Source organism: Aequorivita vitellina, assembly GCF_022008365.1.
Lineage (GTDB): Bacteria > Bacteroidota > Bacteroidia > Flavobacteriales > Flavobacteriaceae > Aequorivita > Aequorivita vitellina.
On sequence record NZ_JAIRBA010000001.1, the window covers coordinates 146,663 to 160,564 of the forward strand.

The 13,902-nt window shown below is 36.3% G+C and carries 13 protein-coding genes; 12 read left to right on the plus strand and 1 reads right to left on the minus strand.

Features of this window, described 5'->3' with window-relative positions:
• From rfbB to K8089_RS00735, 12 genes are all read left to right on the plus strand, one after another.
• A complete protein-coding gene (gene rfbB / locus K8089_RS00680; protein ID WP_237601334.1) occupies positions 1 to 1,008 on the plus strand; it encodes a dTDP-glucose 4,6-dehydratase in 1,008 nt (335 codons plus the stop codon).
• Between the two features lie 121 nt (positions 1,009 to 1,129).
• Positions 1,130 to 1,369: a hypothetical protein gene (locus K8089_RS00685; protein WP_237601335.1), complete on the plus strand. Its 240-nt coding sequence runs from the start codon at positions 1,130 to 1,132 to the stop codon at positions 1,367 to 1,369.
• Positions 1,369 to 1,650 (plus strand): type II toxin-antitoxin system RelE/ParE family toxin, encoded by a 282-nt coding sequence (locus K8089_RS00690; RefSeq protein WP_237601336.1) that lies wholly within the window; start codon positions 1,369 to 1,371, stop codon positions 1,648 to 1,650. Before K8089_RS00685 ends, K8089_RS00690 begins: the two co-directional genes overlap by 1 nt.
• Positions 1,651 to 1,716: 66 nt before the next feature.
• The gene (gene rfbA / locus K8089_RS00695) at positions 1,717 to 2,574 is read left to right on the plus strand and encodes a glucose-1-phosphate thymidylyltransferase RfbA (RefSeq protein ID WP_237601337.1); all 858 of its coding nucleotides are present in this window, start codon (positions 1,717 to 1,719) and stop codon (positions 2,572 to 2,574) included.
• Positions 2,575 to 2,576: 2 nt separating this feature from the next.
• Positions 2,577 to 3,122 (plus strand): dTDP-4-dehydrorhamnose 3,5-epimerase, encoded by a 546-nt coding sequence (rfbC, locus tag K8089_RS00700; RefSeq protein ID WP_237601338.1) that lies wholly within the window; start codon positions 2,577 to 2,579, stop codon positions 3,120 to 3,122.
• Positions 3,119 to 3,976, plus strand: coding sequence for a dTDP-4-dehydrorhamnose reductase (gene rfbD / locus K8089_RS00705; RefSeq protein ID WP_237601339.1), 858 nt, complete (start codon positions 3,119 to 3,121; stop codon positions 3,974 to 3,976). The genes rfbC and rfbD overlap by 4 nt, the downstream gene beginning before the upstream one ends.
• Before the next feature lie 18 nt (positions 3,977 to 3,994).
• Positions 3,995 to 4,957, plus strand: a complete 963-nt coding sequence (locus tag K8089_RS00710; protein WP_237601340.1) for a hypothetical protein — start codon at positions 3,995 to 3,997, stop codon at positions 4,955 to 4,957.
• A 46-nt stretch (positions 4,958 to 5,003) separates the two neighbouring features.
• Positions 5,004 to 6,128 carry a non-hydrolyzing UDP-N-acetylglucosamine 2-epimerase gene (gene wecB, locus K8089_RS00715; protein ID WP_237601341.1) on the plus strand — a complete coding sequence of 375 codons (1,125 nt, stop codon included), beginning with the start codon at positions 5,004 to 5,006 and terminating at the stop codon, positions 6,126 to 6,128.
• Between the two features lies 1 nt (position 6,129).
• Positions 6,130 to 7,341 (plus strand): UDP-N-acetyl-D-mannosamine dehydrogenase, encoded by a 1,212-nt coding sequence (gene wecC, locus K8089_RS00720; RefSeq protein WP_237601342.1) that lies wholly within the window; start codon positions 6,130 to 6,132, stop codon positions 7,339 to 7,341.
• Positions 7,342 to 7,364: 23 nt separating this feature from the next.
• On the plus strand, positions 7,365 to 8,567 hold the full coding sequence (locus tag K8089_RS00725; RefSeq protein ID WP_237601343.1) for a glycosyltransferase: 1,203 nt from the start codon (positions 7,365 to 7,367) through the stop codon (positions 8,565 to 8,567).
• A 9-nt stretch (positions 8,568 to 8,576) separates the two neighbouring features.
• The gene (locus K8089_RS00730) at positions 8,577 to 9,881 is read left to right on the plus strand and encodes an MOP flippase family protein (RefSeq protein WP_237601344.1); all 1,305 of its coding nucleotides are present in this window, start codon (positions 8,577 to 8,579) and stop codon (positions 9,879 to 9,881) included.
• 62 nt (positions 9,882 to 9,943) lie between these two features.
• On the plus strand, positions 9,944 to 12,736 hold the full coding sequence (locus K8089_RS00735; protein ID WP_237601345.1) for an MGH1-like glycoside hydrolase domain-containing protein: 2,793 nt from the start codon (positions 9,944 to 9,946) through the stop codon (positions 12,734 to 12,736).
• 45 nt (positions 12,737 to 12,781) lie between these two features.
• Here K8089_RS00735 and K8089_RS00740 read toward each other — a convergent pair whose 3' ends face one another.
• Entirely contained in the window at positions 12,782 to 13,837 is a 1,056-nt protein-coding gene (locus K8089_RS00740; protein WP_237601346.1) for a T9SS type A sorting domain-containing protein, read from the minus strand.
• Positions 13,838 to 13,902 lie beyond the last annotated feature (65 nt).

Consider the following 13,902-nt stretch of genomic DNA (forward strand, 5'->3'; position numbering starts at 1 on the left):
ATGAATGATAAAGTTCTGATTACTGGAGGTGCAGGATTTATAGGTTCCAATTATGTGGAATACGTCCTAGAAAATTCAAAAGACGAAATTTTCGTGCTGGACAAGCTTACTTATGCCGGAAATTTGAAGAATTTGGAAAATATTTCGCATAAAATCACCTTCATAAAAGGAGATATTTGTGATGCTGAATTGGTTCAAAATTTATTTGCCGAACATCAATTTAAAAAGGTAGTTCACTTTGCCGCAGAAAGCCATGTGGACAATTCTATTTCGGGTCCTTCGGAATTTATTCAAACAAATATTGTAGGCACGTTCAATTTACTTCAAAGTGCTTATAAAACCTGGATGAACGGCCCAAATGATTTAAAAGAGGAATTCAAAAAAGCAAGATTTTTACATATTTCAACAGATGAAGTTTACGGTACTTTGGGCGAGACAGGACTTTTCACCGAAGAAACCTCTTATGCACCTAATAGTCCGTATAGCGCTTCAAAAGCATCGTCAGATTTTATTGTGCGCAGCTATTTTCACACCTACGGATTGCCAGTTGTAACTACAAACTGTTCTAATAATTACGGGCCAAACCAGCATAAAGAAAAATTGATTCCAACGATTATTCGCAAAGCAATTTCTGGGGAACCCATCCCTATTTATGGCGATGGAAAAAACGTGCGCGACTGGCTTTATGTAATGGATCATTGCAGTGGAATACATTTGGCTTTAGAAGAAGGAAAACTCGGCGAAACCTACAACATTGGCGGTCGTAACGAACGGGAAAACCTTTATATTGCCAATGTTATTTGTGAGTTGTTAGATGAAATGCAACCGAAGAATACATCGTATAAAGAACAAATTACTTTTGTAAAAGACCGTCCCGGCCACGATTTTAGATACGCTATTGATGCTTCAAAAATTGAAGGTGAATTGGGTTGGAAAGCAAAGGAAAATTTTGAAACCGGTATTCAAAAAACAATTGCTTGGTATTTGGATAATCGGGATAGATTGTAAATGTTAACCATGAATACACGAATAATTATAAAAGAATATTCGTGTATTCACGGTCAATTATAACACTTGTATAACAGGTTGTTATTGCATATATTTGAAGAAATATTTAAGAATTGATATTATGAAGGTACAAACAGCATTAAGATTTGACAAAGATTTGTTGGAGCTCGTAAAAGCAAAAGCAAAAGCCCAAAAACGAAGCTTAAATAATTATATTGAGTTTTTATTGTACCAAGATGTTGGCAATATTCCAAATACCGAAACACAGCAAGCTATTTATGAAGCCCATAACGATATAAATCTTACAAAAATTACTAATCTAGACAAGTATTTAGAAGATATAATGAATGATAGAGACTGATGTACGAATTAATTGAAACTTCTAAATTTAGAAAAGATATTAAAAGAATTTTTAAAAGAAGCGGAGCAGACTTTGCGTTAGTTTCAGAAGTTCTTCATCTGCTTGAAATCAAAGGTGTTAAGGGTATACCGTCGACTATGAAACCCCATAAACTGAAGGGGAAATATAAGGATGATTGGGAATGCCATTTAAAACCTGATATTTTGATTATTTGGTTTCAAATTGAATCTCCAAAAACCATAAAATTGATTAGAATCGGCTCCCACTCCGATTTGTTTTGAACATATAAAAAACGATTTCGTTTTACACTTCTATTCGTGTATTCGTGGTCAAAAAAAAACACGTAGATGAAAGGAATAATTTTAGCAGGAGGTTCAGGTACACGTTTACACCCAATAACATTGGCGGTAAGCAAGCAATTAATGCCGGTGTATGACAAACCGATGATTTATTATCCGCTGTCAACACTAATGATTGCTGGCATTCGCGATATTTTAATTATTTCTACACCGCAGGATCTTCCGCTTTTCAAACAACTTTTGGGCGATGGTAAAAAACTGGGCTGTAACTTTCAATATGCCGAACAAGCAAACCCCAACGGATTAGCAGAAGCATTTATTATTGGGAAAGATTTCATCGGAAATGATAAAGTGGCTTTAATTCTGGGCGATAATATATTTTACGGTTCTGGCTTAAAGGAATTATTGCAATCAAACAACAATCCTGATGGAGGTGTAATTTACGCATACCACGTGTTAGACCCCGAACGCTACGGTGTTGTGGAATTCGATAAAAGCGGAAAAGCACTTTCAATTGAAGAAAAACCTAAAACACCAAAATCTAATTACGCGGTTCCGGGAATTTATTTTTACGACAACAGCGTAGTAAAAATTGCCGAAAACATAAAACCCAGTGCCCGAGGCGAACTGGAAATAACCGATGTAAATAACGAATATTTAAAACAAGGCAAGCTAAGCGTAAGCATACTCGATAAAGGCACCGCTTGGCTAGATACCGGAACATTTGCATCATTAATGCAGGCAGCTCAATTTGTCGAGGTTATTGAAGAACGACAAGGTTTAAAAATTGGCGCTATTGAAGAAGCTGCGTATGAAATGGGTTATATTTCAAAAGAACAATTAATAGCGCTTGCAGAACCTTTACTGAAAAGCGGCTACGGAAAACATTTACTTCAACTAGATTAGATTTGGAACTACAAAAAACCCCTTTAAAAGATTGTTTTATTATAAAACCGAACGTTTTTAGAGACGAACGCGGCCTTTTTTATGAAACGTATAATCAAAAAGCATTCGAAAAGACCACTGGATTAAAAGTAGATTTTGTGCAGGATAATCAATCTGTTTCTTCAAAAGGCGTTTTGCGCGGACTTCATTTTCAAACCGGCGAAATGGCGCAAGCTAAATTGGTTCGCGTTGTAAAAGGAAAGGTTTTGGACATAGTAGTTGACATTCGCAATGATTCCGAGACTTTCGGAAAATCATTTTCCATTGTTTTGGACGATGTGGAGCACCTGCAACTCTTTGTACCGAGAGGTTTTGCGCATGGTTTTATTACACTTTCGGAGGAATCTATTTTTTCGTACAAATGCGATAATTTTTACAATAAAGCCTCAGAAAGCGGAATCATCTATAATGACGCAACCTTAGCGCTGGATTGGCATCTTCCAAAGGAAGAATTTATTATTTCCGAAAAAGATTTGGAACTTCTCACTTTCGAGGAAGTACTTTCATGAAAAAAATACTAGTTACAGGCGCAAACGGACAATTGGGAAAATGCATAAAGGATGCGGCAGCCGAATTTTCTGACTTTGAGTTTGTCTTTGTTTCGAGAGAAGAATTAGATATTGAAAATGCAGATTTTCTTCGGAAATATTTCATCAAAAATAACTTCACACATTGCATAAATACTGCTGCATACACAAATGTTGAGCAAGCAGAAAGTGAAGAAGAAAAAGCATTTGCAATAAATGCAGAAGCCGTGAAAAACTTGGCTTCAGCTTGCAAAGCGAATGATGTTGTTTTACTACACGTTTCTACAGATTACGTTTTTGACGGCAAAAGGAAATCGCCATATTCGGAAACGGATCTTACAAACCCCATCAATGTTTACGGAGCTTCAAAGTTGAAGGGAGAAAACTATATTCAAGAAATCTGCGAAAAATTCTTCATTTTACGCACTTCGTGGCTGTATTCGCAATACGGTCATAATTTTCTAAAGACTATTTTGAAATTCGCCGAAGCGGGAAAACCACTCACAATTACGACCGAACAAACGGGAGCCCCCACAAATGCAAATGATTTAGCGGAAGCCTTATTGCAAATAATTGCACAAGATTCCACAAAATATGGCGTTTACCATTACAGTAATAGCGGGCAAACAACTTGGTTTGGCTTTGCACAGGCCATTCTCCAGCACACGGGAAAATTAAAAGATACAAATCTTGCAAAAACCAACCAATACCGTACTTTTGCCGCAAGGCCCGAATATAGTGTTTTGGATAACGCAAAGGCGCAGAATAAGTTAAAATTAAAACATATAGATTGGCAAGAGAGCTTGCAGTCTGTTCTAAAAAAAGACAGTCATTAATTTTTAATATTAATTGGTATGGCAAAACAAAACTCATCAGAAGAGGTTGATTTAGGGTATTTATTAGGAAAGTTTGGCGATTTTTCCAAGAGTCTAGCGCGAAGCCTTTTCTTAGTTATTGATTTCTTTAAAAAGTATCTTATAGTCATAATAATACTTGTGATTGTTGGACTTGCTTATGGTTTTTATAAAGACTATACCTCCACTAAGTCTTATAGCAATGAATTAATTGTTATTCCAAACTTTCAAAGTGTAGATTATCTTTATGATAAAGTAAACGAGCTTAATTTAAAAATAGCTGCTAAGGATTCTGCCTACCTCAAGACGGTGTTAGACACCAATTATTCTAAATTAAAACTCATTGAGATTGAGCCAATTGTAGATTTATACAATTTTATTTCTGAATCGCGTCAATATGTTGATATTCTTAAAATTATTTCGCAAAATCAAGATTTTTCGGAATATGTAGAAAATATGGCAACCAGTAAATACTACAAATATCATAGAATACGGGTATTTGCCAAAGGAAAAAATACTTCACAGAAAATAGTAAACGACCTACTTGCTTATTTTAACAGTAATGAGCATCTGCAAGAGTATCAGAAAATCTATAAAGAAGTAAAGGATTTTGAGGTAAAGGAACACTATATAATGATAGCGCAGTTGGATTCGCTCATCAAATCGAACTTTGATGGCCCCAAAGCAGGTGCTTCCGTATCGGTAAACAATATTGCCGATCAATACAATTTGGTAGAAAAGAAAAGACAGCTTGTAGAGTATTTACAGCAACTTGAAATAGAGCAAAATGATTATACTGTACCAATAAAACTGGTAAGTGCCAACTTTAATATGGAACCAGAGAAATTTATTAATATTTCGAACAAAGTGAAGTACCCATTACTATTGGTCTTTTTGTTTTCTTTAGTCTTTTTTGTGCTTTATCTTTTTAAAAGCCTGAAAAAATATGCTAATGCAGATTAGGTTTCAGCAACAATAAAAAACATTGTGATTCTTCAAAAAATATTTAATGTCTAGAACAAATTTAATTGTATTTGGCACGCGCCCCGAAGCTATAAAAATGGCGCCTTTGGTTCAGAAGTTTTTAAAGAACAAAAATTTTGTCACTAAAGTTTGTGTTACCGCTCAACATCGAGAAATGCTAGATCAGGTATTGGATTTTTTCGAAATAACACCAGATTTTGATCTGGATTTAATGCGGCCCAACCAAAATCTGTACTCGCTAACAGCTACCATAATTGAAAATATGAAACCTGTTTTAGAAGAGGTTAAACCAGATTATGTTTACGTTCACGGCGACACCACAACTTCTATGGCTGTTGGCATTGCCGCTTTTTACAGTGGTGCAAAAATTTGCCACGTAGAAGCAGGTTTACGAACCTTTAATAGACAATATCCGTTCCCCGAAGAATTTAACAGGCAGCTTACCGGAAAAATTGCAGATTATCACTTTTCGCCTACGGAACTTTCTAAAAGTAATCTTTTGGCAGAAAACACAAAGGAAGAAAATATTTTGGTTACCGGAAATACGGTTATCGATGCACTTCTCTACGGAATTGATAAAGTAAATGCCGAAAATTTTAAGGATGCAGAAATTGAAAATTTAAAAACTATTTTGAATTTTCAGAATAAAATAATACTTGTAACAGGGCATCGAAGAGAAAATCACGGAGATGGACTTATTAGTATATGCGCTGCGTTAAAAACAATTGCAGAGAAGCATCCAGAGGTTGAAATAATATATCCCGTACACCTCAACCCCAACGTGGTTGGCCCGGTAAATGAACTTCTCGGCGGGATTAAAAATATATTTTTAGTTTCCCCATTAGCCTATCCCGCATTTATTTGGTTGATGGAAAAATCGTATCTAATTATTACAGATAGTGGCGGAATTCAAGAAGAGGCACCAAGCTTGGGGAAACCAGTTTTGGTAACTAGAACTACTACCGAACGTCCCGAAGCCGTTGAAGAAGGCACCGTAATTTTATTGGGAACTAATACCGATAGCATAATTGAAGAAACCGAAAAATTATTGACAAATGTTGATTACTACGAGGGCATGAGTATGTTGCACAACCCTTACGGAGATGGAAAATCAGCAGAACGAATTGTAAATTTTATAGAAGCGTTATAAAATGGAAAATAAACCCACAGTGGTAATGATGGGGCTTGGCTATATTGGTTTGCCAACAGCCGCCTTAATAGCGAGTAAAAAACTAAATGTTACTGGAGTAGATATTTCACAACACGTAGTAGATACCATAAACGAGGGCAAAATACACATTGTAGAACCCGAACTTGATGGTTTGGTGCATCACGTAGTTAAACAAGGCTATCTAAAAGCCGCAACTAAACCCGTAACGGCAGATGTTTATTTAATAGCGGTGCCAACTCCTTTTAAAGAAGCGCATGTGCCAGATCTATCTTATGTTGAAAGTGCAGTAAAAAATATTATTCCTACATTACAAAAAGGAGCATTGGTTATTTTGGAATCTACCAGCCCTGTTGGCACTACGCGCAAAATACGAGAAATAATCTTTAACGAGCGTCCTGATTTAAAGGGCGAAATTTACATTGCATATTGTCCCGAGCGCGTTTTGCCTGGAAATGTAATTTACGAACTGGAACAAAACGATCGCGCAATTGGCGGAATTGATGAAGCGTCAACCGAAAAAGCCGTATCGTTTTACAAGTATTTTGTAAAGGGCGAACTTCACAAAACAAATTCGCAAACGGCTGAAATGTGCAAACTGGTTGAAAATTCATCGCGCGATGTGCAAATAGCTTTCGCAAATGAACTTTCAATGATTTGCGACAAGGCAAACATAAACGTTTGGGAATTAATCCATTTGGCAAACAAACATCCGCGCGTAAATATTTTACAGCCGGGAACGGGCGTTGGCGGTCACTGTATTGCCGTTGATCCTTGGTTTATTGTTTCTGAATTTCCGGAAGAATCGAAAATAATTCGTTCGGCTCGCGAAATCAATAATTTTAAAACCGAATGGGCTATCGAAAAAGTAAAAAATACGGCGCTTCAGTTTAAAATAGATACCGGAAAAGAAGCCAAAATAGCCTGTATGGGCCTAGCTTTTAAACCCAATATTGACGATCTGCGCGAATCTCCCGCACTTCACGTTGCGCAACAACTAAAAACCGATGGGTTTAATGTTCAGTTTGTTGAACCAAACCTAAAATCTCACAGTAAATTTAATTTAACTTCAGTAGCAGAAGCTACAGAAACCTGCGACATTATGGTGTTTTTGGTGGCTCACACCGAGTTTAAAGGGCTAGAGATACAACCTCAAACTAAAGTTGTAGATTTTTGTGGAATATTAAATAGCTAGAAATTTTTTAAAAGAAAACTACAATGAAAATACTATTTGTAAACCCACATCTAAAAATGGGAGGAATAGCAAATTCATTGTACAATCTGCTTATTGAACTTCAAAAGAATAATCAGTTTACAATAGAACTGGTGTGCTTTAATCCGTATTTCGGCGAAAAATTTAGTGACTTAAACACTAAAATAAAGGTTCATTCCCCATTCTTTCTGAAATGTTTATACATCAACTTTAAAGAGGCAAAAAAACACCTCTCCTGGTATCATTTGGCGGCTTACGCGGTTATTAAGCCGGCTTCAAAAATCTTGGGCGATAAAGTTTCTCGAAAACTAGCGATGCGATTTCTGTATGGCAATTGGAATAAAAAAACCGAGTACGATGCTGCAATTTCATTTTCAAACGACATTCCAAAAAACAAGGCTGAGATGGGGACAAACGATTTTGTTCAAATCTCTGTAACGGCGAAACAGAAGATAGCTTGGATTCACAATGACCTCGATAAGTTGGGCTTTACCACCGAGTATATTTTGAAACGTTACAAGAATTTTGATAAAGTGGTTTCGGTTTCAAAAAGCTGTAAGGAAGATTTTGATAGGTTGGCCCCTGAGTTTTCTAATAAATCGTTTTTGGTTCATAATTTTATCGACCCAAAGATTATTATTGAAAAAGCACGTGGCTCAAACCCGTATTCAGAAATTAAAAGCGATATAGTTTTTGTTACCGTTGCACGAATTGAAAACAATCAAAAACGGATTGATAGAATTCTAAAAGTTGCTAAAGAACTCCACGAGAAAAAATATTCATTTAAATGGTATATTATTGGCGACGGTCCCGATTTGGAGTCGTTAAAAACTCAAGCGAAGTCATATAATCTAGAAAGCATAATGGTTTTTGAAGGATTTCAACAAAATCCATATCCGTATATAAAATATGCAGATTGTTTTGTACTATCTTCTGCCTATGAAGCTCAAGGAATGGTTTTAAGTGAAGCAATTATGCTGAATACCCCTGTAATAACTACAGATTTCCCAGCGGCCAAAGAATTTGTAGTAGCACATGTAAACGGGAAGATTGTGGGCAATAACACAGTATCCTTATTAAGTGGGATTGAAGCTTTTCTGCAAAACCCAGAAACTTTGGTTACGCTAAGAAAGCAAATGGAAAGCCAATCGGCCGCCATAGCAGCAAACGATAGCATTGAAGAATTTAAGGCAATGCTACATACTTAAAAGATACAGATGGATCCAATAAGAGGAAGCGTAATAAAAGGCGTAAAATGGACCACAATGGGCACCATTGGTGTTGCGGTATGCTCGCTTTTAAGATTGTCAATCATGGCTCGTTTTCTTGACAAAACAGATTTTGGATTGATGGCCTTAACGCTTTTTATTTTGGGCATTATAAATCTTTTTATGGATATGGGCTTAACATCGGCCATATTTCACAAGCAAAATATTTCAAAAAACGAATACTCCAGCCTTTATTGGATAAATTTAATTTTTGGGGTTTTAGTTTTTGGTATTATCTTTTTCGTTTCGCCATATATTGCATCATTTTACAACGAACCATTATTGGCAGAGCTCATTATAATAATGGCTGTGGCCGTTTTGGCGGCAGCACTTGGTGGCCAATTTAAGACCATAGAGCACAAAAAACTCAACTTTAAAATAATAGCCATTGTTGAATTAACTTGCGCCATTCTCTCTCTTGGAATAGCAGTTATACTTGCAATTTATGGCTTTGGTATTTACGCATTAATATTTTCAGCGCTGTTTCAATATGCGGTTCCCAATCTATTCTTTTGGCTTAGAGGCGTGTTTTTAAATCCGGTACGATTTCACTTTAAATTAAGCGAAGCCTTGCCCTTTTTAAAGATTGGTATTTATGAAGTGGGAAGCCAATTTGTAAATTATTTTAATCGCGATTTAGATATTATCGTTATCGGAAAGCTATTTAGCACAGAATTATTAGGTGGTTATAGTCTTGCAAAACAACTGGTTTTTAAACCGGCACAAATCATCAATCCGATAATCACAAAAATTGCAAACCCGTTGTTGGCAAAATTCCAAACAGACATTCATGTGCTCAAAAAGAATTATTTAAAGCTAATAAACATCATTTCTTCGCTAAACTTTTTTGTGTATTTGGGCATTATAATTTTTGCACCAATAGTTGTAAATATATTGTATGGATCAAAATATGAAAGCATAGTAACACTGGTACGTATCCTTTCGCTGTATATGTATCTTCGCAGTTTGGGCAACCCAATTGGCAGCCTTGTAATAGCAACGGGACGCACAAACCTTTCGTTTTACTGGAATTTGTTTTCTATGGCTATAATGGCAATATTTGTTTTCTTGGGCAGTCTGGTTTCCATACAGACGGTTGCTTGGGCCGTTACCTTGGGATTTCTGTTTTTATTTGTACCCAATTGGTGGTTTTTGGTAAGACGAATGACTGGCGCAAGTTTAAAGGAATTTGTATTGGCCATTGTTCCCAAGCTTTATATTGATGAAATTAGACAAATGGTTTCAAAGAAATAAAAAGATAGGCAACTTGCTTTTCTATTATTTCTGAAGTAGAAATCGCTTAAATTTAAAGGGAAATGAAAAGAATATTAGGAGTAACGGGATTGGTGGCTTTAATTATTGGATGTGTTACCATTTTCGGGTCTTGTGAAGATAACAATAGCGAAAATGCAAATCTGATTGGTGAAGGCTCCCATGATTTAAGCCTCCCGCAGTGGGGTCCGTACACTAAAAAATACGTTGGAATTTCGCATATCCCAAATACCGAGGATGGGCTTCGTTTTGATTTGGCTGTTTTTCCATCGTTTTACAACAAAGCCATTGCACCTCCCAACGTTTTAAAAACATCGAATTTTCATCCTTGGGAAGCTTCGCCTAATCTCGATTACTATTCGTATCGCCACGACTTAGAATGGAAAGACAAGGTATATGCAGATGTAGCCTATGCAAAAATTGATGCCGATGCAAGGGCGATAGCAATGACCTGTGTTAATAATACAGATTCAATTCAAAACCTTTCGATGCACTTAATGGCTTCAATGCACTTTCCGCCTTTGGCTCCACATAAGCCAGAAATACCACTGATTTACGGAATTGTAAACTTACCTGAAAACGGTGTTTGGTTTGATGCTTTGGATTATGAAACTTTCACGTTTAAAAACCCTTGGATAAAAGATCAATTGGTTCCAGACGGAATGTTGCGCGGAGAAGTTCGCGAAAACGGACTTGTAAACGGAAGTGGGATCGGTAACGGATTTGGAAGGAGAACAGGCGATTTGGTGACCTATAAATTTTCAATTTCGGAAAATATAAAGGATGCGGTAATAGCTATTCGATATAAAACCGAAAAAGAGGAAAACGCAAAATTGCAATTAGGCGGAATTGTAAATACTGAGGTAAGTCTTCCCGCTTCAACTGACCTTAATTTTGCTAAAACATCAATTGGGGAAATACAAAAAGGCGAATTTCAACTTACCGTTGAAACCAAAACAAGAACACCTTTAATTATTGACGGCTATGCAATTGTATCGAAAAATGATTTAGATGCAATTAAAATAGAGCCTATTAAATGGAATAGTGTCCCAAAAATAATTGAAGGTTCAGCTCCTACTTCCGTAATATTGAAATATGAAAACACAGATACGTATTACGGCGTTTACTGGAACTATCCTGACTTTAAAACGGCAGAATGGTTCGCAAAAGATTTGCCTAACGATTTCAACGAACAGCTTAACGCAACTGAAGAGTCTAAGTTTTATGGTGATAAAGGCGGGCATTTTACAGATGCCGCAATTCAATCCATAAATTTAGAACCTAATACTTCTAAAACCATACATGCAATGGTTTGTTCGGGAAGCTTGGAAGAAGTAAAAACTAGACTTGAAAGCGTAGCAAGTATAGATTATGAAAAGATTTTTACCGCTGCGAAAAAAGATTTGTATAAATACAATACTGTTCCTGAAGGAAAGCAATATTTATTTAGCCAAAAAAGAATGGCAGCCACCACAATTACAAACGTGGTTTATCCTATTTATACACAACATCAATACATTCGGCATCATGCGCCAGGGCGTAAGTGGGATTGCTTGTACACTTGGGATTCTGGCTTCATCGGTATTGGACTTAGCCAGTTAGATATTAAGCGCGGAACCGAAAACCTCAATGCCTATTTAACGGGACCCGAAGCGCAATCGGCTTTTATACATCACGGCACGCCGCTTCCGGTGCAGATTTATTTATTTCAGGAATTGTGGAACAAAACCCAGTCGGAAAAATTTCTAAAAGAAGAATACCCCAGATTAAAGCGGTATTATGATTTTTTAATAGGAAACACAAGTACTTCTACCACTCGAAACTTAGCTTCCGGCCTTATTCGTACTTGGGATTATTTCTACAATTCTGGAGGCTGGGACGATTATCCACCTCAAAAATATATGCACGAGAATAAGCTGGCAAAGATTACGGCTCCAGTGGTCAGTTCAGCTCATATAATTCGTGTTGCGAAAATCTTAAAAATGGCAGCTGAGGCTTTGGATAATTCCGAAGATGTTGTTGGGTATAACAAAGACATTGAAAGCCTCTCTGCGGCCTTAAACGACTATGCTTGGGATGAGGAAAGTGGTTACTACGGTTATGTGCTGCATTCAGATTCTGGGAGGCCTAAAGAAATTTTAAAATACAACGATTCCGTTAATTATAATATGGGCTTGGGCGGTGTTTCACCATTAATAGCCGGAATTGGAAATGAAGTACAAATACAAAAAACCCTATCCCATCTAAAAACGGAAGGCGAATTATGGTCAGATGTAGGTTTGTCAACGGTAGATCAATCTGCCCCTTATTTCAACAAAAGAGGCTATTGGAATGGGCGCGTTTGGATGCCGCACCAATGGTTTTACTGGAAAGCTATGCTAGATTTAGGCGAAGCAGATTTCGCACATAAAATTGCTACAACAGCGCTGGATGTATGGAAACGGGAAACAGAAAAAACCTATAATTGTTATGAAAGCTTTTCCATTGAAACCAAAGGTGGAAAAGGTTGGTATCAATTTAGTGGCCTATCGGCACCAGTGTTGGCTTGGTTTAATGCCTATTACCAAATAGGGAATCTTACAACGGGTTATGATGTTTGGGTTGAAAAGCAAGCATTTAATAAGGATTTTACTGAATTAAAGGCTAGTTTAAAAATACAAAATCACGCCAATAAGCCATTTTCGGTTATAGTCTGTCTTAATCCAAACTATTCCTACGATGTTTATTGGAATGATAAAAAAGTTTCGCATAAAGAATTTAATAAAGGGACTTTGAGTGTTACTATTACGGGAGATGCTGATACCGGGGAATTGCGCATTGAAAAAGTTAAAACATAACAAATGTGAGGATTTTCAATTTTGCATAAATTTCTAATCCTATGATTAATTCTTCATAAACTTTTTTGTAATGGAATTACCCCGTGAATAAACCTTAATAATATATAAACCCGAACTTAAATTTGATACGTCAATGTTTAGTTCAGACGTTTCTTTAACTAATATACCTTGAATTGAATATATCTGAACAAGTTCTGGCGCCTCTGTTGCTTGGATGTTAATACTATTTTTTGCTGGATTTGGGTATAAATTAAAAGAAACTGCCATATTATCTTCCACCCCTATCATTTCACATTCTGTTTGACCTTCTTCCTCAACAAAAATAGTAGTTGGGTCAATGTCTGTCCAGTTTAAGGTGCTATATTCACAATCATCAACATAAATATAAGGGAGGTTTGGGCTGTTATATAACAAGAATTGATCGATATGAATATTATTGCCATTGCGAATATCTACTTTGTTTAAAGGTGGATTGCTATGCGCACGGACTTCCAGGAGATTGGTATTATTCGAGAGATCTAATTCGGTAAGCTGATTTAACGAACATCCCAAATACCTTAAACTAATGTGCTGGCTCACATCAAGAGATGTTAGGTTATTTCCAGTACAATTAAATTCAAACAGATTCATTTGAGGATTAAAGACTATCTCTGTCAGTTGATTTTGGCCGCAGATTAAATCTTTTAAACTTGGGTTTTGGCTTAAATCCAGAGAAGTGAGGTTATTTCCTGCACAAGCTAAAGTATTTAAATTTGTGTGAGGGGTGAGGTCTAACTCTGTAATTTCAGTGTATTGACAAATTAGAAATGTAAGATTAACATTGGGGTGAAACGGTATGTTCCCAACGGGATTACCGTCTAAAATAATATGGGTTAAGCTGCTAAACGTCTCAAGCCCTGTTGGATCTGAAATGTTTTTATTACTAATATCTAAATGCGTAACTCCAGAAATATTACTGGTTAAAACGTAATCATCTAAAACATCATCTAACCCTAAATCTATTAATGCCTGTTCAAAATTATTATCGGGTACATAAGTAGTTTGTGCACTTAATATTGCAAAAGGGATTAAACAAATAATTGATGTAAATAGATATTTCATAATTATCTCAATTTTATGTTAATATACAAAATTATTCAATAAGATTTATGCTAGTCTTAACCGAG